The sequence below is a fragment of the Streptomyces botrytidirepellens genome (genome assembly GCF_003721215.1).
Classification (GTDB): Bacteria; Actinomycetota; Actinomycetes; order Streptomycetales; family Streptomycetaceae; genus Streptomyces; species Streptomyces himastatinicus.
On record NZ_RIBZ01000881.1, the window covers coordinates 1 to 26,115 of the forward strand.

The window sequence follows — 26,115 nt, forward strand, 5'->3', positions numbered from 1 at the left end:
CGGTGCTCGGCGCGGCGGCCGCGCGTCCGGCCGACCCCGGCTGGCGCGCCCCGGGCGGCCTGGTGGACTTCCTGTTGTCCGCCACCGCGTCGGACGACCTGCTCCCGGCGCTGGAGGCGCCGTTCCCAGAGGTGGTGCGGCATGTGATCGAGAAGATCGGCACCACACTGGACATCCCCCAGCAGTTGAAGGCCTGCCACGCGACGCTCACGCACGGCGGAGTGGCCGAGCTGGCCGCCCTGGCCGAAGTGCCCTTTCTGCACTCGGCGGTGACGGATGTGGTGCGCCTGGCGGCAGCGGCCCAGGACCCGGCTGCCGTGCTGGAGAGGGCCGAGCGGGTGGCCGCCGAGGCGGCTTCCGAGGACGAGGCAGCATCCGTCGGAGAGACGGCGTCCAGCGGCGAGAAGGCGTCCCAAGACGAGGCGGCGACCCGGGAAGCCGAGGAGGACGCACCGCCGCCGACCGGCGAGGAGCTGGTGCGTCGCCTCCGTGAACTCACCCAAGGGTACGGGAAGTTCCCGCTGGGCGCCGTGGACTGGGAACTGCTGCTGGCCGAGCACAAGCGCGAGCCCTTCCCGTGGCTCCCGCTCAAACTGCTGGCATCCCGCCCGGACTGCCCGGACGAGCTGGTGCTGGCCGCGTACCGGCGGTCCTCCCACCTCCCGGACACCTCCCCGCTGCCCTGGCGGTTGCTCACCGAGACCGACTGGAAGGACGGCTACCACCACGACCGCCTGGCGCATCTGCTGCGGCGCGGCATCCGGGAAGGCGCCTACCCGGTGGACCGCGTCCTGGCCGAAGTGCGGCCCGCCTCCCGGGTCCTGGCCTCACTTCCGGACCACATGGAGCCGCTCGGCCCGGCGATGGCCGGGCTGCTGGAGCCGCTGGGCGACGACTTCGCGGCCTGGCGCGCGCTGTATTCGCTGCTCCCCCGGTTCACGGGGACGAGTGCGGAGCTGGTCGCCGCCGCCGTCGAGCAGCAGGCCAAGCACCGTGGCAAGAGCTGGCCGAGGCCGCTGGAAGCCGAGTATCCGGTGAAGCGTCCGGAGGGCGCCCGCGCGGTGTTCCTCCAGCTGTTCCAGCAGGCCACCGAGGAGGTGCGGATGGCGCTGGCGCCCCATCTGGACCGGCGTTGCGTCCAGCATCTGCTGGTCTTCCACCAGCCCTCGCCCGCCCTGCGCGACCTGTTCGTCAGCCTCCACGGCACATCGGTGCTGGCCTCCGTCGCCTCCGACTGGGAGCTGCCCGCGGAGAAGATCGAGGAACTGCTGCTCCACGACGACCCCAAGATCAACACCTCGCTGTACGTGTATACGGCGCTCACCGACGAGCAGCGCCGGGGCGTCCTCGCGGGCCGCCGCTTCGGCCCCGTACCGGGAACGGAGCCGCTGCCGATCACCGATGAGCTGATCGAGGAGATACGAGTCAGCGGGCGGCGGCACTGGCTGCTGCCGATCTGCGAATCGGGCGATCCGCGGCTGGCCCGCATCCTGCTCGGCAAGATCAAGCTGCATACGCTCGCCGGGCAGTTGCATCTGCTGGTCAAGGTGTGGGAGCGGCACGGTGCCGAGGAGGTGCGGGGGCTGCTGGAGGAGACCGAGTTTCCCGAGCGCCGCAGCCGCAAGCATCCGCTGCCGAAGGCCACCCATGAGATCGTCCGGGGCGCGCTGGAGGTGGCTGACGGTCTGTCGGTGCTGCGCGCGGAGCTGGCGCGCTCCCGTGGGCCGGCGGCTCAGGTGGAGTTCCTGCGCTCCCAATGCGGCACCGTCGACCTCGCCACACCGGCGCTGGAGCGGATGGCCGAGGAGATCGGGCCGGGGCTGCCCTGGGCGGAGCTGGTCCGGGAGCATGAGCGCGATCCGCTCCCCGATGCCCTGCTGGTGGTGCTCGCCCATGAGGACGGCTGCCCGGAGGAGTTGCGCGCCGACTGCGGTGTGGCGTCGCTGCGGCTCGATCACGACATGTATACGCACAAGTCCACCGGGCCCCGGCCGAGCCCTCTGGACCTGGTTCGCCACTATCCGCTGCCGCGGCGCCACCGCCGGAACGAGTGGCTGGACAGGGCGGCTCGCCTCGGCATGCTGACCCCGCTGGACGTCCTGTACGAGGCGAGGCCGGCCGGGCACGCGGCCGCCTACCTGATGTACCACCACGACCGCACGCGGCAGGGCCCGCCGGACGCGGCGGCGCTCGCGGTCGGCCGCGCGGCCCTGGAGCTGGCCACCGCCCATCTGGGCGAGGATCCGGAGGCGTGGGCGCTGGCGCTGCGGCTGCTGCCCGACTTCACCGGTACCCTCCCCGAGCTGATGAGCACGGCGGCCGCCATCGTCAGTTGAGCCCCGACGGCACATCCTCCGGCAGGTCGTGCGGCAGGTCCTGCTCCGCCCAGATGATCTTTCCTTCGCTGGTGTAGCGGGTGCCCCAGCGCTGGACCATCTGGGCGACCAGGAACAGACCCCGGCCGCCCTCGTCGGTGATGGCGGCGCGGCGCAGATGCGGGGAGGTGCTGCTGCCGTCGGCGACCTCGCAGATCAGGGTGCGGTTGCGCAGCAGCCGCAGGCGGATCGGGCCGTCGGCGTGCCGGATGGCGTTGCCGAGGAGTTCGCTGACCACCAGTTCGGTGGTGAAGACCGCCTCGTCCAGGTTCCAGTCGGCCAGGGTGCGGGCGACGGCGGCCCGCATTCCTGCGACCACGGCGGGGTCCGGGGGCAGGTCCCAGGAGGCGACGTGCCGCTCGTCCAGGGCGGTGGTGCGGGCGACGAGCAGGACCACGTCGTCGGTGGGGCGCGGCGGCAGCAGGGCACCCATCACGGCGTCGCAGGTGCGCCCGGGGTCGGGGTCGGCGGGGGCGAGGGCCCGGCGCAGCAGGTCGAGTCCGGTGTCGATGTCCCGTTCGCGGTCCTGGACGAGTCCGTTGGTGTAGAGGACCAGCCGGCTGCCCGCGGGCAGCGGGATCGCGGACACCTCGAAGAGCCGTCCGCCGAGCCCCAGCGGCGGCCCGGCGGGCAGGTCCGGGATGGTCACGGTGCCGCCCGGGTCGACCACGGCGGGCGGCGGATGACCGGCCCGCGCCAGGGTGCAGCGCTGCGCGACGGGGTCGTAGACGGCGTACAGACAGCTGGCCCCGACCGCGCCGATACCGCCGTTCCTGGCGGCCTCCTCCTGGTCGAGCTGGGCCACCACGTCGTCGAGCTGGGTGAGGAGTTCATCGGGCGGCAGGTCGACGACGGAGAAGTTGTGGACCGCGGTGCGCAACCGGCCCATGGTGGCGGCGGCGTGCAGCCCGTGGCCGACGACGTCGCCGACGACGAGGGCGACCCGCGCGCCGGACAGCGGGATGATGTCGAACCAGTCGCCGCCCACACCGGCGTGGGCGGGCAGATAGCGGTAGGCGGCCTCGACGGCGCGCTGTTCGGGCCGCCCTCGGGGCAGCAGGCTCTGCTGGAGGGCCAGCGCGGTGGCGTGTTCGCGCGCGTACCGCCGGGCGTTGTCGATGGCGACGGCCGCCTGGCCGACGAGTTCGTCGGCGAAGGACCGGTCCTCGTCGTCGAAGGGCGCGGCCCCCTCCAGGCGCCGGAACTCGACCTGCCCCAGCAGCACGCCCCGGGCGCTGAGCGGGACGGCCAGCAGGGTGTGGCCGGAGGGCGGCTGGGGCCGCTCCTCCCGTACGGCGCTGACCGCGACGCGACGCATGCGGGACCGCGCGTCGACCGGCTCCTCGCCGCGCAGCACGGACTCCAGCAGGTCGACGGTGGCGAAGTCGGCGAAGCGCGGGACCGCGACGTCGCCCAGTTCCTCGGCGGTGCGCGTCATGTCGAGACTGGTGCCCACGCGGACGCTCGCGTCGTACAGCAGTTCCAGCCGCACCCATGCCGCGTCGGCCTTGTCGGTCAACGCCTGGAGTTCGGTGGTGTCGCGCAGGGTGGCGACGCTGCCCCAGAGCTGTCCGCGGCGCGAGGCGGGGCGCTGATTGACCGCCAGCAGCCGGTCCCCGACCTGGATCACCTCGTCGGTGACGGCGCGGCCCGAGGCGAGCAGTCCCGCGGTCTCCGGGGCCAGCCCGGCCTCGGTGAGCCGCCCGCCGCGCACCTCCGGCGGCAGTCCGAGCAGCCGCCGGGCCTCGTCGTTGGCGAGCACCAGCCGCCCCTGGCCGTCGAGGATGAGCACGCCTTCCCGTACGGCGCGCAGCACGGCGTCGTGGTGTTCGTACATCCTGGTGAGCTCGGCGGGGTCCAGCCGGTGGGTCAGGCGCCGCAGCCGTCGGCCGACCAGCGCCGCGCCCGCGGCGCCGAGGACGAGGGCGAGCGCCGTGGATCCGTAGAGCACGGGCAGTTGACGGCTCACCGAAGCGGACACCTCGGGGAGGGCGACCCCGACGTTGACGATGCCGACGACCCGGCCCCGGTCCCCGGCGACGGGGACCGCCGCGCGGATCGAGGGGCCGGGGAGGGCGGCGGCCGGGATCTCGTCCGTGAAGGACCGACCGGCCGTGGCCGGATGGAGGGGAAGGGCGGCACGGGTGCCGATCAGCTTCGGGTCGGGGTGGGCGTACCGGAGGCCCCGGGGGCTGGTCACCACGATGTAGCCGACACCGGACTCGCGCCGGAGCCTCGTCGCGTAGGGCTGGAGGGTCGCGGAGGGATCGCGGGACTCCAGCGCCCGCCGGACGCCGGGGGCGGCCGCGAAGGTGTCCGCGATGGCGAGGGCGCGCCCCCGGGCCTGCGTCTCATGGCCGCTGCGGGCCTGAAGGACCAGCGTGGTCCCTGTGGCGAGCACCAGCAACGTCACGATCACCAGCATCAGGGCGCACACCTGCCCGGCGACGCTGCGCAAGCCCAGGGCAGAACGCACCTTCACAGGGTGTTTCTAACATATACCCATACGTCACACCTGGTAGCGGCGGTTCGGGGGTGACGGGTCGCCGGATCACGTGTTGACCCTTGGCGGGCGGCACGCTTACATCGCCTCACTCAGCGCGCGGCCGAGGAGCTGAGCATCGGCAGCGAGACGAAGTCGGCGAGTGCCTGCTGGCCCGCGATGTTGGCGTGGATCCCGTCGCCGGTGTCGTAGGCCCGGTTGATGTTGTTGGGCTTGAGTGGGTCCTTGAGCACCTGATCGAAGTCGGTCACGCCGTCACACGTTCCGGCACAGTTGTTCCACTTCCTGACGTAGGTGCCGACGGTGTAGCGGTCGAGGTTGTTCTGGTCCGTGTATCCGGGGCGCGAGGTGATGGGCGTGACGTAGACCTTGATCCCGGCGGCGTGCAAGCGTTGGAAGACCTCGTGGTAGCTGCGCAGAATCTGGGCAGCGTCGCAGCCGTAGGCAAGGTCGTTGGTGCCGTAGTAGTAGAGGACGCCGGTGACGCCGTGCAGGGCGAGCACGTCGCGGTCCAGGCGGGCCGCCGCGTCCAGGCCGATGGCGGCGGCGGGCGTGCCGGGGCAGACGGCGGCGCTCGCAGTGCCGGCGATGCCCGCGTTCGCGACCGCGAGCTGCCGATTGCGCGGGAGCTCGGTGGTGATGCGCCGGGCCAGGTCGTCCGGCCATCGGCGGTTGGTTCCCGTCTCGGTGCAGCCAGGCCCGCAGTTGGTGCTGCCGTTCCCGTCGACGACCGAACTGCCGAAGGCGACGGTCGTGCCCTTCAGTGTGGGGTTGCGTACGTCGACGGCGCTGACCAGGTAGGTGGAGTCGACCCTCTCCGTGTAGGCGGCGCCGCTCACGTCGGACGTATGGTCACCCGCGCCGGCCGGGGTGAGGTAGTTGGTACGGAAGGCGTTTGTGTGCCGGCCGGGGGTGACCGTGCCGGAGACGGACAGGGAGACCGCGACGTCGTCCTGGGGGCGGGTCACCAGCGCGGCGGGGTCGCTCCACACCTCACCGCCGGGCGGGACGACCACCAGGTGGCGGCCGCTGAAGGTGACGGCGCGGACGGCGCCGCCGATCTCCGCGTTCCGCCTGCTGAGGCCCACTGTGGCGGCGTCGAGGGTGAGCGGGGTTGTACCGAAGGTGTTCTGGATCCGGATCCGCAGCGCGTGGCCGCCCTGGCTGAGGTGGGTGATCATGCGGACGGTCTGGTCGCGCAGGGGTGTCGGGGCGAGGTTCTGCTGGGACTGCGCCCAGGAGGTGAACCACGGACGGGTGGAGAGCCGGCCGGCGGGCGCGGACGCCGCGGTGGCGGAGCCGATGAGCCCGGACGCCGTGAGGATGAAGGCCAGAGCTGCGGCTGCACGTCGCAGCTTGGGTGTACGGAGCGGGAGCATGCTGGTTCCTTCGCTTGCGGCGGGTGTCCGAGCCTTGCGATCTCCGGTTCTCCAGTGGGTAACCGGGCTCACGGGTTGCGTGATGCTTCCACGGCTGATGGCCGCGTCGATGCGGTGGTGGTCCGGCCCCGAGCGGTACGCTGACGGACCGCTCGGGCCGCGGGGCTCGCCGCGGCAGGATCTCGCCGCGGGTTTCCGGAGCCGGTCGCAGCACGCTCGCTCAGCGCCGGCCGCGTCATGGTTTCCAGACGTCCCCTCACACTCCGGCGCGGGCCGACGACCACTCGGCGACGATGGTCCGCGGGTCGGGAGCGATGACAGCCGAGGCCGGCAGGCCGGGCCTGCTGCGGGAGAACCGGGGCGCCGGCGCAGGCTGTACGACCCCATCGATCTCGACGAACGCCTCTCGTCCTGCGGCGTGCGGGTGCGCCATGGCCTCGGCGAAGGTCAGTACCGGGCTCACGCACGCGTCGGTCCCGGCGAACACCGCGGCCCACTCGTCCCGGGTCCGGGTCGCGAAGGCGGCGGCGAACGTCTCGCGCAGCTCCGGCCAGCCGCTGCGATCGCGCTGGGCAGGCAGGTCCTCGGGGCGCAAGCCCAGCCCGGTCAGCAACTGCGCGTAGAACTGGGGCTCGATCGCGCCGACCGCCACATGGCGACCGTCGGCGCAGACGTACGTGTCGTAGAACGGTGCCCCACCGTCGAGCACATTGGTACCGCGCTCGTCCGACCACCTGCCCTGGCCACGCATCGACCAGATCATCTGGCTCAGCAGGCCCGCCCCGTCCACCATCGCTGCGTCGACGACCTGCCCCGCACCCGAGTGGGACCGTTCGCACAGTGCGGCGAGCACACCGACCACCAGCAGCATCGAGCCGCCACCGAAGTCGCCGACCAGGTTCAAGGGCGGCACCGGCCGCTCCCCCGCCCTGCCGATGGCGTGCAGCGCACCGGTCATCGAGATGTAGTTGATGTCGTGTCCGGCGCGCGGCGCCAGCGGGCCGTTCTGGCCCCAGCCGGTGACGCGCGCGTAGATCAGCCGTGGATTCCGCCGCAGGCAGGCATCCGGGCCGAGCCCGAGCCGCTCGGTGACGCCGGGCCGGAAACCCTCGATGAGCACGTCGGCGTGCTCGATGAGATCCAGCGCCAAGTCCGCACCGCCCGGTGCGCGCAGGTCGATCCGGACGCGGCGACGGCCACGCAAGGTCGCGTCACCGTCCGCGCGTGGGCCGGGACGCTCGACGCGGACCACCTCGGCACCGAGGTCGGCGAGTTGCATCGCGGCGTGCGGGCCGGGGCCGATACCGGCGAGCTCGATCACCCGTAGACCGCGCAGCGGCCCGCCCTGGGGTTCCGGGTCAGGCAAGGTGGCCTCCTGCGCTCAGCGATCGCGCACGGCCCCGGAGCTCGTTCTTGCGCACCTTCCCGCTCGGGTTGCGCGGCAATATGTCCACGATGGATACCCGGCGGGGGCACTTGTATGCGGCGAGCCGTTCCCGGCACCAGCGTGTGATGTCCTCGTTGGTGGGCGGCTCCGCAGGGTCGGCGGGTACCACGACCGCCAGCGGTGTCTCGCCCCATTTCTCGTCCGGTACACCCACGACGGCGACTTCGGCAACCTGCGGATGGGCCGCGACCACGTCCTCCACCTCGACGCAGTAGACGTTCTCGCCGCCGGAGATGATCATGTCCTTGAGTCGGTCGACGACGTAGAGATAGCCGTCCTCGTCCTGCCGGACGAGGTCGCCGGAGTGGAACCAGCCGCCGGCGAACGTCGCCGCGGTCTCGGCGGGCTTGTTCCAGTACTCCGTCATCACCGAGGGGCCGCGGTAGACGATCTCGCCCACCTCGCCCGGCGGGACGTCGGCACCCTTCTCGTCGACGACGCGGACTTCCATGTTGAGCATCGGAGTGCCTACCGAACCGATCTTGCGGAGCGCCGCCTCGCTCTGGAGGATCGTCGTCACACCGCAGGTTTCGGTCTGCCCGAACGTCGTGGTGATGTCGGCGTGGCCGAACAGCTCCACCATTCTTCGGAGCAATGTCGTGGACGCGGGCGCGGCGCCCCACGAGACAAGCCGCAGTGCCGACAGGTCCCGCTCGCCGATGTCCGGCAGGTCGCAGATCGCCTGCCACTGGGCGGGGACGAAGAAACAGCAGTTGACGCGCTCCCGCTCGAGCAGGTCCACCGTTGCCGCCGCGTCGAAGGCGACGGACCGGCCGAGCACCGTGCGCCCGCCGACGAAAAGGCTGGTGGCCATGGACGCCAGGCCCGCGATATGGAACATCGGCGTGGGAATCAGCCAGGTCCGGCAATCCTGGCGCATCCCGACGTGCAGTGCCTTGCTGACCGTCTGGGTCAGCACGTTGTAGTGCGTGAGCACCGCTCCCTTGGGTCTGCCCGTGGTGCCGGAGGTGTACATGATGAACGCAGGCGCGTGCAGATCCGCCGCCGACGGGACGTGGTCCGGCGACGCCGTTCGCAACGCGTCCTCGTAGGACTCCACGCCCACAAAGGCATCGTCTGTTCGGCCGACGACGAGACGGGCGGTCGGTGACCCGGCCCGCGTCCGGGCGTCGGCGAAGGTGCGTGCCAGCGGAGCGTCCACGACCGTGAGGACCGCGCCGCTGTCGTTGAGCTGGTAGGCGATCTCGTCGGCGACCAGCCGGAAGTTCAGCGGCACGCAGATCGCGCCCGCCCTGGCGCACGCCAGGTACGTCTCCACGATCTCCAGGCCGTTGTGGGCCAGCACCGCGACCCGGTCGCCCGTCCCGACGCCACGCTCGGCCATCGCGTTCGCGAGCCTGCTGACGCGGTCGTCGAGCTGCCCGTAGGAGCGATGGGTCCCGGCGAACGTGAACGCCGCCGCTGCCGGAGTCATCCGCGCGTGCCGAGCCAGCTGGTCGCTGATCGTCATTCCCGTGAAGGCTTGGGGATACACCGTCGTCACTGCCCCTTCCAGACCGGCGCCCGCTTTTCCGTGAAGGCTCGGGCCCCTTCCTTCGCGTCGGCGGAGGCCATGACCAGTTCCACGGCTTCCCGCTGCGCCGCGAACGCATCGGCGCCGCCGTAGCTCACCGCCGCCGTCACGATCTGCTTCGCCATACGGACCGCCAGCGGGCCGTTCGCCGCGATCCGGGCGGCCAGTCTCCTGGCTCCCGCCAGTGCGTCGCCCGGCTCCGTGAGGACATTCACCAGCCCATGCGCGTGGGCGACTTCCGCGGTGAGCGGGTCGCCGGTAAGCACGACCTCCATGGCCAGCTGGTACGGCAGCGCCTTCGGCAACCGCAACAGCCCGCCGCCCGCCGCGACCAGGCCCCGCTGGACTTCCGGCAGACCGAACTTCGCGTCCGTGGCGGCGACGACCAGGTCGGCCGCGAGGGCGAGTTCACACCCGCCGGCCAGGGCCCAGCCTTCGACCGCGGCGATCAGCGGCTTGCCCGGCGGCCGCTCGGTCATGCCGGCGAAGCCCCGCCCCGGCAGGGACGGGCGCTCGCCGCGCGAGAAAGCCTTGAGGTCCATGCCCGCGCAGAACGTTCCGCCCGCGCCGGTGAGGATACCCACGACGAGGTCGGGGCGGGATTCGAAATCGTCCACCGCGGCGGCGAGTTCCTTCGCCACCTGAAGATCGACCGCGTTGCGCGCGGTCGGCCGGTTGATGGTCATGACCGCGACACCGTCCGCGCATTCGGTCAGGACTGTGCTCACCTCGGGAACTCCTTGACTGTCGTCTGCGGAACCAGAAGGGGACCGTCGGACACCGGGCAGGGGTACCAATGGGCCACCGGATCGCCGGTTTCCCGCACCCGCCCCAGCTCGGAGAGGACGACCAGATGGGCAAGGATCTCGCGCAGCGCCAGCCGCTGCGACGGCTGCGCCATCTGCTGGAAGGGCCGGGACCACGTCAGCCGCTCGGTCGCCTGCCAAGCCGTGATCCCGGGGGCACTCCGGACCGCGTGCTCGATCTCTGCCAGCCGGTCGTCGTGATGCCGCAGCATCGTGTGCACCCGGTCGCGCAGCCCGCGGAACCGCCACTCGTGGGCGGGCAGGACCTCGTCGACGTCGAGATCGGCGATCTTGCGCAGGGACGCCGCGTAACTGCCCAGCGGGTCCCGCTCGTGACCGGGCGAGAGCAGGATCGTCGGGGTGATGCGCGGCAGCACGTGGTCGCCGCTGAGCAGGAGGCCCAGGTCACGCTCCACGAAGCACAGGTGGCCGGGGGTATGTCCCGGCGTCCACACCGCGCGCAGGTTCCACCCCGGCAGATCGACGCGGTCGCCATCGTGCAGCGCGTCGTCAGCTCCATCGCACGCCTCGAAGCGGACCAACGGCATCGCGTGCTGCCCGGTGTAGAGGTCCCGGGGGCAACCGGCCCGGCGCAACTGCTCTCGCGAGACGTGCGCGTAGTCCTCTTCGTCGAGGCGACCGCGGTGCCGGAGCAGGCGGGCATCGGCGGGGTGCATGGCGATTCGTGCGCCGGAACGGGCCCGGACCCTGCCGACGAGGCCGAAGTGGTCCGGGTGCAGGTGAGTGACCAGCACCGTCCGTACGTCGGAGATCTGGTAACCGGCCGTCGCGAGCCCGGACTTGAGCCCCTCCCACGCCTCGTCGCAGTCCCATCCCGCGTCGACGATCGCGACCCCGTCCTCGAGCGCGAAGGCGTACACCAGCACGTACCGCAGCGGGTTGCGCGGAAAGGGCACCGGGATGGACCACAGGCCCGGCCGTACCTCCTCGACGGGCGGCAGGACACCCTGCTGCCAAGCCCGTTCCTGCCGGGCTCCGGTCACCTCCACCAGTACCTACCTCCTCGTCGGGCGTCGAGATCGAGTGCACCACCGAGCTTCGGACGAGCACAAAGACCGGGAGTCACAAGGAGGGATAGGCGCAACCTATGTTCGCTGGTCAAGGGAGCGCCGGGGAGGGTACGGCGTCACGGCCGAGCCAGCTCGACGAACGCCCGCCCCGCGGGCGACAACGCGGACGCGTCGTACACCAAGCCGTACAACGGGCTTATCGTCACGTCGGTCATCCGGACCACGACGCCGCGGGCCGCGGCTGCCTCCGCCGCCGAACGCTCCATGAAGGTGCATCCCACGCCGGCGAGGACGCACGGCAACCTGGCCTCGCGATGCTGCACCACCACGGCGGGACGCCGCGCCCGTCCCGACTCCGCGAGGGCTCGCTCGAACTGGCCGAGGTACGACCCGCCGCGCGGAACCACCACCTGGGGGATGTCCGGCAACGCCGACAGTGGCAGCGGATCTTCCGGGGGCAGCTCGGTGCCGGGCGGAAACACCATCGCGTACTCCTGCACACCGAGCTCGATCACGTCGAGCCCGTCCAGGCCCGGGATCGGCAGGTGGCAGAACAGCAACTCGCAGTGTCCGTCCCGGATCAGCGTCGTGGCGGTCTCCTCGTCCCGCAGGTCGCCGATCCGGATGAACACGTTGGGATGGAGCCGACGAAACGCTCCGACCAAGCGCGCCACGGGATCGGCCGCCAGCGAGGGCTGGGCCTGGATGTCCAGCCGTCCGCGCAGGTGCCCGACGGCGTCGGGCAACGCGCCCTCCGCGGCGACGACGTCCCGCACGAGTCGCCGGGCCGGACCGGCGAACGCATGCCCCGCCGAGGTGAGCACCATCCCCCGCCCGATCCGGTGGAACAACTCCACCCCGAGTTGCCGCTCGAGCTCCCGGATCGCCTGCGACAGGGTCGGCTGGGCCAGCTCCAGGCTGGTCGCGGCGGCGTTGATTCCCCCGTGGTCGACCACGGCGAGGAAGTATTCGACCTGATGCAGCTGCACGGGACGAGACCCTACGCGCCCCCGCCGGTCACCGCGGCGCCATGCGGATGGCCCCGTCCAGGCGGATCGTCTCCCCGTTGAGGTAGGGGTTCTCCAGGATCTGGCAGGTCAGTAGCCCGAATTCGTCCGGGCTGCCGAGGCGGTGCGGGTTCGGCACCGACGCCGCCAGCGACTCCCGGACGTCCTCGCGCAGCCTGCCGAGCAGCGGAGTGTCCATGATCCCGGGCGCGACCGTGCACACGCGGATCGCACGGCTCGCCAGGTCCCGGGCCGCGGTGAGGGTCATCCCGACGATGCCGGCCTTGGCCGCGGTGTAGTTGATCTGGCCGATCTGGCCTTCGTACGCGGCGACCGAGGCGGTCAGCACGATCGCGCCGCGCTCCCCGTCGATCTCGTCGTGCCGGGCGATCCTGGCGGCACCGAGGCGCAGTGCGTTGAAGGAGCCGATGAGGTTGAGCCGGATGACGAACTCGAAGTCCTCCAGTGATCCGGGATTTCCCTCCTTGTCGAGCAGCCTCATCCTGCGTCCCGCACCCGCGCAGTGCACGAGTGCGCGGAGCCCGCCCCGCTCGTCGGCGGCGTCCAGCGCCGCGCCGAACTGCTCGGGGTCGGTGACGTCGGCCGGGGCGAAGTGCGCCGCTTCGCCGAGTTCGCGGGCCGCCAGTTCCCCCTCGGAGCCGGGCAGGTCGATCAGCGTGACCAGTCCGCCGGCCTTGACCAGGCGCCGCGCGGTGGCCAGGCCCAGCCCGGACCCACCGCCGGTGATCGCGGTCGAGAGTCCTTCCAAACGCATATCCGCTACCTTTCCCGCCTGCTCACAGGCCGAGGGATTTGGCGATGATGGTCTTGAGTACCTCGGTGGTGCCGCCGTAGATCCGGGTGACGCGGGCGTCCGCGTACAACCGCGCGATGGGGTACTCGCGCATGTAGCCGTAGCCGCCGAACAGCTGTAGGCAGCGGTCGACCACTCGCCCCTGAAGCTCTGTACAGAAGATCTTGAGCTTGGCCGCGTCCACTCCGGACAGTTCCCCGGCATCGTGGGCGAGCAGGGCGCGATCCAGCATCGCCCGGCCCGCGTCGGTCTCCGCCACGCACGCGGCGAGTTCGAACTTGGTGTTCTGAAAGGCCGCCACGGGCTTGCCGAACACCTGCCGCTCCTTCACGTAGTCCACTGTGGTCGCGATGGCCGCCTCCGCGGCGGCGACGGCCGTGACCGCGATGTGCAGCCGCTCCTGCGGCAGGTTCCCGGCCAGGTAGCGGAACGCCTTGCCTTCCTCACCGAGCAGGTTCGCCACCGGCACCTCGACGTCGTCGAAGGACAACTCCGCGGTGTCCTGAACCTTCAGACCGATCTTGTCCAGAGTCCGGCCGCGCGTGAACCCCGGCATGTCGCGCTCGACGACCAGCAGCGACAGTCCGTCCCTGCGGTCATCGGTGTGCGCGGTGCGGGCGACCACGATCACCAGATCGGCGTTGACGCCACCGGTGATGAAGGTCTTGGCGCCGTTGAGAAGGTAGTGGTCACCGTGGCGCCGCGCGGTGGTGGCCATCCCGGCCAGGTCGGATCCGGTGCCCGGCTCGGTCATGGCGATGGCGCTCATGAGCGCTCCGCCGGCCATGCCCGGCAACCAGCGCCGTTTCTGCTCGGTGTTCGCATAGGACATGACGTAGGGCAGCACCACATTGGTGTGCACGCTCAACCCTCCGAAGTGCACCTGGGCACGGGCGGTCTCCTCGAGCCAGACCGCGTTGAACAGAAAGCTCTCCGCGCCTCCCCCGCCGTACTCCTCCGGAATCTGCAGGCCGGGCACCCCCAGCTCGCCCAGCTCGAGGAAGAACTCGCGCGGGACCAGCCCGGCCTCTTCCCATTCCGGGAACCGCGGAACGACCTTCTTGGTCAGGAACTCGCGAGCCACTCCCCGGAAGTGCTCGTGCTCCTCGGTGTAGGTGGTGCCGTGCACCTCGTACCTCCTCTCCCGTATCCGCGATCAGAGCAGTTCGAGAATGGTGGCGTTCGCCATCCCGCCCGCCTCGCACATCGTCTGGAGCCCGTAGCGGATTCCGTTGTCCCGCATGTGATGCACCAGCCGAGTCATGAGGATCGCCCCCGAGCCGCCCAGCGGATGCCCGACCGCGATCGCTCCCCCGAGCGGGTTGAGCCGTTCCGGCTTCGCGCCGGTTTCGGCGAGCCAGGCCAGCGGAACCGGCGCGAACGCCTCGTTCACCTCGAACGCACCGATGTCGTCGATGCCGAGGCCGGATGTGCGCAATGCCTTGGCGGTGGCGCTGATCGGCGCGGTGAGCATGATGACGGGGTCGTCGCCCGCGAGCACCGCGGTGTGCACCCGCGCGATGGGGACGAGCCCGCGCTTCCTCGCCTGCTCGCTCGAGGTGATCAGCAGCGCCCCGGCGCCGTCGGAGATCTGGGACGAGTTGCCCGCGTGGATGACACCGTCCTCCCGGAACACCGTCTTGAGCGTGGCCAAGGTCTCCAGGGACCCGCCGCGCCGCACCCCCTCGTCGGCACTCAGCCCGCCGACCGGAGCGAGTTGGGCATCCAGGACACCGGTGTCGATCGCGGCGGCCGCCAGCTCGTGCGAACGCAACGAGAACTCGTCGAGCCGAGTGCGGGACAGGTGCCATTTCTCGGCGATCATCTCGGCGCCCGTGCCCTGGCTGAACCGCTCGACGCCGTAACGCTCCAGCACGGTGGACGGGTTGGGGCGGCCGTCCTGCCCCGCGCGCCCCATCGGCACCCTGCTCATGGACTCCACACCGCCCGCGACCGCGAAGTCGTACTGTCCCGCGATCACGGCCGCGGCGGCGAAGTGGACCGACTGCTGGCTCGACCCGCACGCACGGTTCACCGTGGTCGCAGGCACGCTCTCCGGCCAGCCCGCCGCCAGCACGGCCATCCGGCCGACATTGAGTGCCTGGTCTCCGACCTGGCTCACACACCCCCACACCACGTCGTCGACCTCGTCCGGACGGATCCCGGCGCGGTCCGCCAGCGACGTAAGGACGTGCGCCGACAAGTCGGCGGGGTGAATTCCGGCGAGTGCACCATTGCGCTTGCCCACCGGCGTGCGCACCGCATCGACTATGACGGCATCATGCATGTGTGGTCTCCTGCCTCACGAAATGTGGCCGGCTTGAATGAATCACGATCGGAAGCGGCCGGACAAAGAGCGATCCTTTATCCGACTGTTCGGGGATTCCTATGCCTTGACCGTCGGGCCGAGCAGCCGGCGCGCGTCGCGTTCGGGATTCACCGTGATCAGCGCAATCACCGCCGCGACGGCCGCGACGATGCCGAACACCTGGAACGCGGTCGCGTAGCCCGCAGCGGGCGAACTCGCCGCGTCCACTATCACCCCCACCAGATACGGCGCGACCAGGCCACCCAGCGACATCAGCGCGAGGAACACGCCGAGCGCGCCGGCCAGCTGTTTTGGCGGGCAGATTTCCGAGATGGCCGCATTCAGGAGGGGGAAGATCATGGAACCGATCCCGTACCCCAGGGACACCACCACGACCACGAGGACCGGGACGCCGATCATCGGCAGGAGCACCAGGGACAGCCCACAGAACAGCAGCCCCGCACCGGACAGAACTCCCCGCGCCGCCCGGGAGCTGATCCCCCGGCCGAGCAGCTTGTCGCTGATGTAGGACGACACCACCAATGAGACCAGGGAGACGATGCTGGGAAAGGCAAACATGGTGCCCGACTGCAACCTGCTGTAGCCGAGCCCAACCTCGAAATAGGACGGCAACCACGTGAGGACCACCGTCACCAGTGCGTACATGGCGAACATCGCCGCCGCGCCGCCCAGGAACGTCGGGGTCCGGAAGATCTTGCCCCACGGCACCTTCGGTTGCTCCTCTTCCGTGCCCGCGGCGCTCGACTGCGGGCCCTTCGCGTACGGACCTTCCTTCCACGTGGCGAGCCACACTCCGCACCAGGCCGCGCCGATCACTGCCAGGACGACGAAGGCGGGTCGCCAGCCCCAGGCGGCGATGACGAGCGCGAGCAGCGGTGCGACGGCGATCTTGGCGATGGACGAACCGGCGGTGATCCAGGCACCGGGAAGGCCACGCTTCTCCGGCGGGTGCCACGAGTAGACGGCGGTGTACGCCAACGCCGAGGTCGGCCCTTCGGCGAAGCCCAGCGCGAGCCTGCTCACCAGAAGGACCGCGAAGCTGGCCACCGCGATGATCGGCAGCATGGTCGCCGCCCACACCAGGGAAAGCAGGACCAGGGACCAGCGCACGCTCATCAACTTGTCGAGCGGACCGGCGAAGAAGCCGCCGATGGTGAACGTCAGGAAGAAACCACTGCCCACCAACCCGATCTGCGAAGCCGACAGACCGAACTCCTCGGCCAGTGGCTGAGCCACCAAGCCGAGGATCGCCTTGTCGCTCCAGTTGACGATGTACAGGACGACCACAATGACGGTCAGGCTCCACGCCTGCGCCCGTGACTCGTTCCGCTCCCCCACCGAGGGCCTACGGGAGGCTTTCAGGCTTGTCGAAGTCACCTCATTGTCCTTTCGACTCACACTGTCAAAAACAGATCGCTGAACTCGGCCCCGCAGAAGTGACGTGAGTCCGGGCGCGAATGCGCAGCGAGGTCAGGACTTCGTCAGTTGGCGGGTGATGACGCGCAGGGCCAGAACCTCATCGGCGCCTTCGAAGATGGACAGCACCCGGGCATCGACGAACAACCGCGAGATGCTGTATTCCTCCGCGTACCCATAGCCGCCGTGCAGCTGCTGCGCTTCCCGGGTGACCCATTCGGCGGCCCGGCAGGCAAGCTGCTTCACCTGCGCTGCTTCGAGTTGACCGCCGCCGGCCGTCACCGCCCGTGCCGCCGCGAAGGCGAAGGTCCGGCACGCGGCGATCAACGCGGCCATCCTGGCGATCTTGGCGCGGGTCAGCTGGTAGTCCGCAAGCGACCGGCCGAAGAGCGGCCGCTGCCGCGTGTAGTTCACGGCGAGTTCGAGCGCTGACTGCATGACCCCGACGGCACGGGCGGCGGTCTGTAGCCGCGCGTTGGCGAATGCCTGCATCTGAAGGTAGAACCCCCGCCCAAGACCGTCGTCCATCCCGATCAGGTCGCCGGCGGGGACGCGCCAGCGGTTGAAGCCGACCTCGAAGGAATGCATGCCCCGGTAGCCGAGGGTACGGATCGCCCGTCCTTCGATGGATCCGCCTCCGTCCTGGGTGACACGCCATTCATGACCGTGGAAGGACGGTTTGTCGACGACGAAGAGCGCCAGCCCGCGGTGGCCGGCGGTGCGGTCCGGGTCCGTGCGGGCCAGGACGAGGAGGTGATGCGCACGACCGGCGAAGGTGCACCAGGTCTTGACGCCGTTCAGGACCCAGTCGTCGCCGTCCCGGATCGCGCTGGTGGTGACCCGAGCCACGTCCGACCCGTGATCCGGCTCGGTCACCGCGACCCCGCACAGCTTCTCCCCCGCGGCGATCGCCGGCAGCCAGCGCCGCTTCTGCTCCTCGGTACCGCCGCGGGCGATCGCGGTGCCGAGGATCTCGGGACGCGTGATGAGCGAACCGGCAGCGCCGAGGGAGGCCCGGGAGAGCTCCTCGGTCACCACCACCATGCTCAGCAGCTCATCGGCTCCGCCTTCCGCACAGCCGCCGTATTCAGCGGGGATCGACAGCCCGAAGCACCCCATGCCCGCGAGTCCGTCGATGATGTCGGCGGGGATGTCCTCGTCATCACGGTGGATCCGGTCCGCCACCGGAAGGATGCGGTCCTCGGCGAACCCGCGGAAAGTGGAGCGGACCAGCTGAAGCTCTTCGGAAAGGTGGCGCGGCCCCGCCTCCCGGGTGGCCACCACCCGCTCGGCCACGCGCTCCAGGAAGGCCGGGTCACGCCCCGTGGCGACATGGACGGCGATGCCGTCCATGGCCGACCTGTCCAGGCCCCACAGGGATTCCCGGCCGGCCATGCGGCCGGCCAGGTCCGCGGCGACGTCGGCAGCGTAGAGCAACGCCAGATCCGCTTCGGTCCGGCCCCCGGCGCCGTAGTCGAGGAGTTCCGCGGCCGCCGCGACAGCCGACGAGATCGCCGCCAGATCGTACGCCACGGTCTGGTTCTCTTCCGGCTGCTGCGACGCGAGGTGGGCGGCCGCCTTGTCGACCGCGGCCTCCAGCACCTCGACGACAGCACGCGCGCGGGCAAGACTCGGCGGGGTGTGCTCCATCTCAGACCTCCTCCGGGGATGCGACCGGCCCGGTCATGCCGTCACCCGCTCGAAGACCGCGGCCAGCCCCTGGCCGCCGCCGATGCACATGGTCTCCAGTCCGTACCGGGCGTCCCGGCGATGCAGCTCCCGGGACAACGTCGCGAGCATCCGCACACCGGTCGCCCCGACCGGATGCCCCAGTGAGATACCGGAGCCATGGACGTTCGTGCGCTCCAGGTCGTCGTCACCGAACTTCCATTCCCGCATGACCGCGAGCGCCTGAGCCGCGAACGCCTCGTTCAGCTCGATGAGGTCCATGTCGTTCAGGCAGAGGCCGGCGCGGTGCAGGGCGGCTGCGGTGGCGGGGACCGGGCCGATACCCATGGTCTTCGGAGCGACTCCCGCCACGCCCCACGAGACGAGGCGAACCAGTGGTCGCAGCCCGAGCTGCCCGGCGCGCTCGGGTGTGGTGACGATGCACATGGCGGCCGCGTCATTCTGGCCGCTGGCGTTACCCGCCGTGACCGTGGCGTCCGGGTCGGAGTCGAGCAGGAGCGGCTTGAGTCCGCTCAACGACTCCAGCGAGGTATCAGCGCGCGGATGCTCATCGGTGTCGATCACGACGTCGCCTCTTCTGGTCCTGACCGTGGTCGGAATGATCTCTTCGGCCAGGATCCCGTCGACCTGCGCCATGACCGCCCGCTGGTGGGACGCGAGAGCCAGTTCGTCCTGTTCCTCGCGTGGGATCACGTACTCACGGCGGAGGTTCTCGGCTGTCTCGAGCATGCCGCCGGGGACGGGATGGTTCCTCCCGCCGGCCGTTGCCCGGGCGCGTACGAGGCCGTCGTGCATCGCGATGCCGTTCTTCGCGCCCCACCGCATGTCGACCGAGTAGAACGCGGCGTTGCTCATGCTCTCGGTGCCGCCTGCGACGACGACCTCATGGATCCCGGTCTGCACCTGCATGGCGGCCTGGATGACGGCCTGGAGACCGGAGCCGCACCGGCGGTCGATGTGCAGGCCGGGGACGGTGACGGGAAGGCCGGCGTCGAGCGCGATGACCCGTCCGATCGCCGGCGCCTCGCTGTTCGCGTTGCAGTGGCCGAGGACGACGTCTTCGATCGCCTCGGGCGCGATGCCGGTGCGATCGATCAGCCCCTTGAGAGCGGTCACGCCGAGGTCGGCTGCCGTCAGGCTCTTGAACATCCCGCCGTAGCGGCCTATCGGAGTACGTACGGGCTCACAGATGACCGCTTCACGCATGACCGATGCCTTCCTGGCGGGTATCGAGTTCGACCGTCCGGTGTGCGGTTCCCAGTTCATCGATCTACATGAACCTTCCGCCGGTCACTTCCAACACCGTGCCGGTCATGTAGGACGACATGTCGGAGGCCAGGAACAGCGCGACGGAGGCCACCTCGTGCACCTCGCCGGCGCGCTGCATGGGGATCTCGGCCATCTTCTGATCCCACGCCTTCCGCGGCATCGCCTCGGTCATCGCGCTGCGGATCAGGCCCGGCTGGATGGCGTTGACCCGCACGCCGTGGTGCGCGAGCTCCTTGGCGGCGGCCTTGGAGAGGCCGACGATGCCGGCCTTGGCGGCGGAGTAGTTGGTCTGGCCGACCATGCCGACCTTGCCCGAGAGCGACGAAAGGTTCACGATCGCGCCGCTCTTCTGCTCGCGCATGATCGCGGCCGCCTTGCGCGTGCCGTTCCACGTGCCTTTGAGGTGCACGTCGATCACCTGGTCGAACTGTTCCTCGGCCATGGTCCGCATCGTCGCGTCGCGGGTGATCCCGGCGTTGTTGACCATGATGTCCAGCGAGCCGAAGGCCTCCAGCGCCGCCCGGGTCAGTGTGTCCACCTCGGAGGGGCTGGTGACGTCGCACCGCACCGCTCGGGCGACCGCGGGACCGCCGAGGTCCTTGGCCGCCGCCTCAGCGGCATCTGGGTTCAGGTCACCGAGGACGACCCTCGCACCCTCCTCGACGAACAGCTCGGCGATCGCGAGACCGATGCCCTGAGCACCGCCGGTGATGACCGCGGTCTTGCCGGAAAGGAGCGCCATGAGTGATCAACTTCCCTCGTTCGGTCGGGGGTTCTCGTCCCGTGCGATCAGCCGCGCGGTCATGCCGCGTCCCGCTCCTCGTCATGCGACCCGATGACGCCCGTCTCGCCGAGCATCGCGAGGTCGGTCGCGCACAGTCCGAGTTCGGTTCCCAGGACCTCGTCGGTGTGCTGGCCCACCAGCGGCGACGCCGCGGGCGGCGACTGCTCCCCGTCCATCACCACGGGCGATCCGGGCGCCCAGTACCTTCCGACCCCGGGCTGCCGGACCTCCGCCATCAGCGGATTCTCACGCAGCAGACGCGCCCCGTCGGCAGCGAGGTCGGTGAAGCTCCGGTACGTCGACCACAGCACCCGCGTCGCACGCAGCACCGTCTCCGCCTCCGCGAGGGTATGGGTCTCGAACCAGCCCGCGAGCAGTTCGCCGAGCACCTTCCGGTGCCGATAGCGTTGCGACTCCTCGGCGAAGTCCGCCCCGAGCGCGGAAGCCAACGCGGACACCACATCGGTGAGACCCGTTGCGCCGAGGAGGTCCCGCCAGTGCCCGGCGGTGAGCGCCACGATCATCATCCGCTCACCGTCGGCGGTGGTGACGTCACGGCCGAAACTGCCGTAGACGTAGTTGCCGCCGCGTTGACGCGGTGTGCTGCCCAGTTGCGCCTCGGCGAGGTAACCGAGGTTTCCGGCAGTCGCCAGGGCAACGTCCTCGAGCGCTACCCGCACCTGCTGCCCCTCCCCCGTCAGCAGGCGGTGCCGTTCGGCGGCCAGCAGTCCGACCGACAGGTAGAGCCCGGCGGCGACGTCCCACGCGGGCATCAGGTGGTTCACGGGCTGTGTCGAGTTCTCAGGGCCGGTCAACAGGGGGAATCCGGTGGCCGCCTGAACGGTGTAGTCCACCGCGGTTCCGCCGTCCCGGCGACCGGTGAGCAGCACGTGGATCAGATCGGGGCGGCGCGCACGCAAGGTCTCGAAGGTCAGATCCGCATACCGTTCGGAGTTGCTGATGACGATGCCGCCGCGCCGTCCTCCGGCGACGATCAGATCACCGACGAGTCGGCGTCCCCGCTCGGAGGACAGGTCCACCTCGATGGCGCGCTTGCCCTTGTTGAGCCCCGACCAGTACAGGCTCGTCCCGCTGTCGGCCAGAGGCCGGCGGGTGCGGTCGGCGGCACCGTCGAGCGGCTCGACCCGGATCACGTCCGCGCCCAGCTGAGCCAGGGTCATCCCGCTCAGTGGGGCCGCCACATAGCTCGAGATCTCGACGATCCTCATGCCCCGCAGTGGCTGGGAGCGCCGGGCGTCCTTCTCACGGAGACCGGGCATGGCGCGTCACAGCCTTCCGAGCGAGCGGCCGCCGTCGAGCACGAGTTCCGCCCCCGTCATGTAGCCCGCGTAGTCGCTCAGGAGGAAGCTCGCCACGTGGGCGATCTCCTCGCGGGTGGCGAGCCGGCCCAGGGGGACGGTCCCGACCGCCTCGTCGAAGTCCTCCTGCGTCCGGTGGAGAACCTCGACTCCGGCGGTCCCTTCGGTCATCCCCGGGATGAGGACGTTGACCCGGATGCCGTACGGCCCCCAGGCCGCGCCGAGGGACTTGGTCATCGCGCGCACACCGGCCTTGGCGCTCGCGGAGTGGACCGTGTCCGGGCCGCCCTGCTTCGACATCGTCGAGCCGATGTTGAGGATCGACCCGCCGCCGCCACCTTCGATCATGTGCCTGCCCACGGTCTGCGTGCAGTGCCAGGTGCCGTCGAGGACGATGTCGACCACCGCGTTCCAGGCATTCGGCGACATCCGTTCCGGCGCCACCCGGAAGTTCCCCGCGGCGTTGTTGACGAGGTGATCGATGCGGCCGAAGTCGGTCATCACCGAGTCGATCACCGCCTCGACACCGGACCGGTCGCGGATGTCCACCTGATAGCCCTTGGCTGTGCCGCCCGCGGCGTTGATGTCCGAGCAGACAGCATCCAGCTTGTCCCGGGTGCGCCCCAGGACGGCGATGTTCGCGCCGAGACGGGCGAGTTCCCGGCCGATCGCCTCCCCGATGCCCGATCCGCCGCCGGTGACCACGGCCACCCGGCCGTCGAACGTTCCCTGCTGCAACATGAGTTCTCCATTGGAATGCGTCTCAGCCGGTGAAAGTCGGCGCACGACGTTCCAGGAACGCGGCGCGTCCTTCGGCGAAGTCGTCGCCGGCGAGCAACTCCACCTGTATCTCGGCCTCGGCGGCGAGAACCGACTCCAGGTCCTGTCGTTCCTGGGCGAAGATCTTTTTGGTTCCCGCCACCATGGCCGGCGACGCCGCGGCGAGCTGTCCGGCCCGCTCCATGGCCCGCTCCAGGACCTCCGTCCCCGGCACGACCTCGCTCACCAGGCCCATCCGGTGGGCCCGTTCGGCGGTGAGCTCGCCCGCGAGCAGGATGAGCTCCTTGGCGCGGCCGGGTCCGATCCGCTGGGACAGGCTCCAGAACAGGCCGGTGTCGGCGGTCAGTCCGAGCTTGGCGAACGAGGCCACGAATCTGGCGTCCGCTGCCGCCACCACGTAGTCGCTCGCGGCGGCCAGGGACAGTCCGAGACCGAACGCACCGCTTTCGACAGCGGCGACCACCGGCTTCGGCGAACGGACCAGAGCGCGCGCGATGTCGTTGACCACCGCCAGCCGTGCCCTCGCGACATCGCGGTCCCGCGACATCGATCGGATGTCGCCGCCCGCGCAGAACACTCCTTGGGCTCCGGTGAGCACCACCGCCCGGCAGCTGTGGTCACCCTCGGCGTCCAGCAGTGCGGCCAGCAGCACCCGTCGGTCGTCGAGGTCCAGGGCGTTGCGGCGGCTCGGCCGGTTCAGGGTCAGCGTCCGGACGGGACCATCCTGCGCGACGAGTACGGGGTCCGTCATCGGCCCGCCCCCTTGAGCATCTGCTTGGCGATGATGACCTTCTGCACCTCGCTGGTGCCCTCGTACAGTCGGAACAGGCGGGCATCGCGGTAGAACCGCTCGACCGCGACCGTCCGCATGTATCCCAGGCCACCGTGGATCTGGACGGCGCGGTCGGCCACCCGGTCGACCATTTCCGAGCAGAAGAGCTTCGCGCATGACGGCGCCATGCGGCGGTCACTGCCGTCGTCGTACGCCTTCGCCGCTTCCAGCACCATCGCCCGTCCGGCGAGGAGCTCGCTCTGCGAGTCCGCGAGCATCGCCTGCACCTGCTGGAACTCCGCGATGGGAGAACCACCCTGCCGGTTCGCCGCGGCATGGTTGACGCTCTCCTCCACGAGCCGCTGAGCGAGCCCGACGCAGATGGCCGCGATGTGCAGCCGACCGCGTGCCAGCGAGCGCATGGCGGCCGCGAAGCCCTCGCCTTCGGACCCGCCGATCAGCGCGGTTCCGGATACGAAGACGTCGTCGAGGAACACCTCCGCGGTGTGCGCCCCGCGCTGTCCCATCTTCTCGTCCTTGGGACCGACGGTGAGACCCTTGGTACCGGACTCGACCGCGAAGACGGAGATGCCCTTGGTGCCCTCGGTGTCGGCGTTCGTCCTGGCGAAGACCATGAACAGGTCGGCGCGGGTCGCATTGGTGATGAACCGCTTCTGGCCATTCAGCAGGTAGCCGCCTTCGACCCGAACCGCTCGCGTCCGCAAACCGCTCGGGTCCGAGCCCGCTTCGGACTCGGTCAGGGCGAATGAGGCGATCATGTCGCCGGCGGCCAGGCCCGGCAGGTACCGCTGTTTCTGCTCATCGGCGCCGAAGTTCACCAGCACCTGGCCGGCGATGCCGTTGTTGGTCCCGAACATCGAGCGGAATGCCGGTGCGGTGTAGCCGACCTCCATCGCCAGCTGGACGTCCTCGGTCATCGAGAACCCGAGTCCGCCGTACTCCTCGGGCAGCGCGTAGCCGAAGAGCCCCATCTCCGCCGCCTGCGCGCGGATGGCTTCGGGGATCTCATCTGTCTTCTCCATCACCTCCTCGGCCGGCACGACCTCCTTGCGCACGAAGGTCCTGATCGCGTTCAGCACGGCCTCGAAATCCGCGGCTTCCATGGTTCTCTCCGTTCTCACGTTCATCGGTGACCGGTCAGGACGCTCGCAGTTCGGCCTTGAGGATCTTTCCGGCGGCAGTGGTGGGCAGCGTGTCGACGACGTGGACGGCTCGGATCTTCTTGTACGGAAGGACCCGTTCGGCGACATACGCCATGACGTCGTCCGGGTCGACGGCCACGCCGGGCCGCGGCACGACGAAGGCGATCGGCTCCTGTCCGACGTGGGCGACGGACCGGCCGACGACCGCCGCCGTCCCCACGTCCGGGTGGCTGTGCAGGACGTCTTCGAGTTCGCGCGGATATACGTTGTAGCCCTTGTAGATCAACATCTCCTTGGCGCGGCCGGAGATGAAGACGAAGCCGTCCTCGTCGACGTAACCGAGGTCTCCCGTGCGCAGCCAGCCGCCGACGAACTGCTCGGCGGTGGCTTCCGGCTGGTTCAGGTAACCCGCCGTGACCTGCGGGCCGCGCACCCAGAGCTCACCGACGTCGTTCGGTCCGAGCGCGGCCTCGCCTCCGATGACGGGTCTGGCCTCCACCGTGGTGTCGATGACCGGCAGGCCAACACTGCCGAGTTTGCGCTCGGCACTCCGCAACAGCGGCCCGGCGGTCACCAGGCACGTCCCCTCGGTGAGTCCGTATCCCTCGCTGACCACCGCTGTGGGGAAGGCGGTTTCGAGGTCTCGGAGGGTGGCCGGGTCTATCGGGGCTGCTCCCGAGGAGATCCCCCACACCGAGGACAGGTCCCTGTCGCTCATCTCGGGGCTGTCCAGCAGCGCATGCCACATGGTCGGGCTGCCGGTCAGGTAGGTGGCGCGGTGACGCTCGATCGCTTCGAGCAGGCGCTCGGGAGAGAAGCGGCCGGTGAGCACGATGGTGGTTCCGCACAGCAGCAGGAAATTCATGTTGATGAGCGCATGCGCGTGGAACAAAGGTGACACGACTACCGTGACCGCGTGTCCAGGCCGCACTCCCGCATCGTGCAGACCGGCGATCGGGCAGAGCCGGAGAGAGCCGTCCTCGGCGGTGGTGACCAGGTGGGCGGCGCGCCAGGCAGTCATCTGTGTGACGTTGGCGACCACGTTGCGGTGCAGGACCCGGACGCCCTTCGAGACCCCGGTGGTGCCGCCCGTGTAGGCGATGTGGGCCACGGCGCCCGCGGTGACGGAGGCTTGAGGAGGGACACCGGCTCGGCCCGCGACGAAGTCCGCGAGGGCCACCATGCCGTCACCGGCCGGAGGGTGCTCGTCGGACGGCGCACAGGCACTCGGCGGAACGACCACGACCGTCCGCAGGGCCGATCCCGCACCGGCCTCGAGCAGCGTGGCGACGTGGGCGGGATGGCTGATGGCGAGAGCCGCGCCGGTGTCGAGCAGTTGGGCGCGCAATTGCGGCGCGGGCTGCAACGGGTTGGCCAGCGACACGGTCGCTCCGGCAAGCAGCGCGCCGTAGTAACCGACCAGGAACCACACGCTGTTGGACAGGTGCAGGAGGACGACGTCACCCTCGCGGACGCCGGCGTCCCGCACGCCATGGGCGAACGCGGCGGAGCGCTCGTGCAACTGGGTGAAGGTGAACTGCTCCTCGCCATCGACGACCGCCGTCCGGTCCCCGTACAGCTGCGCGGCGGCGGTGAACAGCTCTCCCACGGTCAGCTCGGGATAGTCGAGCGAAGTCGGCATCGCCTCCGGCCGGTACGAGTTCACGGTACGGCCCCTTCCCACAGCAGGATTTCCAT

General features: G+C 70.2%; 20 protein-coding genes. 1 reads left to right on the forward strand and 19 read right to left on the reverse strand.

The features are described from left to right. Positions 1-2,336, forward strand: a 2,336-nt coding sequence (locus EEJ42_RS51570; protein WP_184503632.1) for a hypothetical protein, incomplete at its 5' end; no start/stop codon positions are given. Here the strand turns inward: EEJ42_RS51570 and EEJ42_RS48875 are convergent. The 19 genes from EEJ42_RS48875 to EEJ42_RS48965 form a co-directional block, all read right to left on the reverse strand. Beyond that, positions 2,329-4,851 (reverse strand): SpoIIE family protein phosphatase, encoded by a 2,523-nt coding sequence (locus EEJ42_RS48875; protein WP_123108605.1) that lies wholly within the window; start codon positions 4,849-4,851, stop codon positions 2,329-2,331. The genes EEJ42_RS51570 and EEJ42_RS48875 overlap by 8 nt on opposite strands. Positions 4,852-4,970: 119 nt before the next feature. Further along, entirely contained in the window at positions 4,971-6,257 is a 1,287-nt protein-coding gene (locus EEJ42_RS48880) for a GDSL-type esterase/lipase family protein (RefSeq protein ID WP_123108581.1), read from the reverse strand. A gap of 256 nt (positions 6,258-6,513) precedes the next feature. Next, complete coding sequence (locus EEJ42_RS48885; RefSeq protein WP_123108582.1) at positions 6,514-7,623, reverse strand: CaiB/BaiF CoA transferase family protein; 1,110 nt, start codon at positions 7,621-7,623, stop codon at positions 6,514-6,516. Continuing rightward, on the reverse strand, positions 7,616-9,175 hold the full coding sequence (locus tag EEJ42_RS48890; protein ID WP_123108606.1) for a long-chain-fatty-acid--CoA ligase: 1,560 nt from the start codon (positions 9,173-9,175) through the stop codon (positions 7,616-7,618). The genes EEJ42_RS48885 and EEJ42_RS48890 overlap by 8 nt, the downstream gene beginning before the upstream one ends. Before the next feature lie 29 nt (positions 9,176-9,204). After that, positions 9,205-9,966, reverse strand: coding sequence for a crotonase/enoyl-CoA hydratase family protein (locus EEJ42_RS48895; RefSeq protein WP_123108583.1), 762 nt, complete (start codon positions 9,964-9,966; stop codon positions 9,205-9,207). Further along, on the reverse strand, positions 9,963-11,054 hold the full coding sequence (locus EEJ42_RS48900) for an MBL fold metallo-hydrolase (protein ID WP_123108584.1): 1,092 nt from the start codon (positions 11,052-11,054) through the stop codon (positions 9,963-9,965). The genes EEJ42_RS48895 and EEJ42_RS48900 overlap by 4 nt, the downstream gene beginning before the upstream one ends. A gap of 137 nt (positions 11,055-11,191) precedes the next feature. Continuing rightward, a complete protein-coding gene (locus tag EEJ42_RS48905) occupies positions 11,192-12,064 on the reverse strand; it encodes a LysR family transcriptional regulator (protein WP_123108585.1) in 873 nt (290 codons plus the stop codon). Positions 12,065-12,092: 28 nt separating this feature from the next. Continuing rightward, positions 12,093-12,857, reverse strand: coding sequence for an SDR family NAD(P)-dependent oxidoreductase (locus tag EEJ42_RS48910; protein ID WP_123108586.1), 765 nt, complete (start codon positions 12,855-12,857; stop codon positions 12,093-12,095). A gap of 22 nt (positions 12,858-12,879) precedes the next feature. Further along, on the reverse strand, positions 12,880-14,025 hold the full coding sequence (locus tag EEJ42_RS48915; RefSeq protein WP_123108587.1) for an acyl-CoA dehydrogenase family protein: 1,146 nt from the start codon (positions 14,023-14,025) through the stop codon (positions 12,880-12,882). A 27-nt stretch (positions 14,026-14,052) separates the two neighbouring features. After that, positions 14,053-15,183, reverse strand: coding sequence for a thiolase family protein (locus tag EEJ42_RS48920; protein ID WP_123108588.1), 1,131 nt, complete (start codon positions 15,181-15,183; stop codon positions 14,053-14,055). Positions 15,184-15,282: 99 nt separating this feature from the next. Beyond that, complete coding sequence (locus tag EEJ42_RS48925) at positions 15,283-16,602, reverse strand: MFS transporter (RefSeq protein ID WP_221179505.1); 1,320 nt, start codon at positions 16,600-16,602, stop codon at positions 15,283-15,285. Between the two features lie 93 nt (positions 16,603-16,695). Next, entirely contained in the window at positions 16,696-18,291 is a 1,596-nt protein-coding gene (locus tag EEJ42_RS48930) for an acyl-CoA dehydrogenase family protein (RefSeq protein ID WP_123108589.1), read from the reverse strand. A gap of 33 nt (positions 18,292-18,324) precedes the next feature. After that, positions 18,325-19,536: an acetyl-CoA C-acetyltransferase gene (locus EEJ42_RS48935; RefSeq protein ID WP_123108590.1), complete on the reverse strand. Its 1,212-nt coding sequence runs from the start codon at positions 19,534-19,536 to the stop codon at positions 18,325-18,327. A gap of 64 nt (positions 19,537-19,600) precedes the next feature. Next, positions 19,601-20,341 carry a 3-oxoacyl-ACP reductase FabG gene (fabG, locus tag EEJ42_RS48940; protein WP_123108591.1) on the reverse strand — a complete coding sequence of 247 codons (741 nt, stop codon included), beginning with the start codon at positions 20,339-20,341 and terminating at the stop codon, positions 19,601-19,603. A 59-nt stretch (positions 20,342-20,400) separates the two neighbouring features. Then, the gene (locus tag EEJ42_RS48945; RefSeq protein ID WP_123108592.1) at positions 20,401-21,663 is read right to left on the reverse strand and encodes a CoA transferase; all 1,263 of its coding nucleotides are present in this window, start codon (positions 21,661-21,663) and stop codon (positions 20,401-20,403) included. A gap of 6 nt (positions 21,664-21,669) precedes the next feature. Then, positions 21,670-22,443: an SDR family oxidoreductase gene (locus tag EEJ42_RS48950; RefSeq protein ID WP_123108593.1), complete on the reverse strand. Its 774-nt coding sequence runs from the start codon at positions 22,441-22,443 to the stop codon at positions 21,670-21,672. Positions 22,444-22,465: 22 nt separating this feature from the next. After that, a complete protein-coding gene (locus tag EEJ42_RS48955) occupies positions 22,466-23,233 on the reverse strand; it encodes an enoyl-CoA hydratase/isomerase family protein (protein WP_123108594.1) in 768 nt (255 codons plus the stop codon). After that, positions 23,230-24,378: an acyl-CoA dehydrogenase family protein gene (locus tag EEJ42_RS48960; protein ID WP_123108595.1), complete on the reverse strand. Its 1,149-nt coding sequence runs from the start codon at positions 24,376-24,378 to the stop codon at positions 23,230-23,232. Before EEJ42_RS48960 ends, EEJ42_RS48955 begins: the two co-directional genes overlap by 4 nt. A 34-nt stretch (positions 24,379-24,412) precedes the next feature. Further along, complete coding sequence (locus EEJ42_RS48965) at positions 24,413-26,083, reverse strand: class I adenylate-forming enzyme family protein (protein ID WP_221179506.1); 1,671 nt, start codon at positions 26,081-26,083, stop codon at positions 24,413-24,415. Between the last annotated feature and the right edge of the window lie 32 nt (positions 26,084-26,115).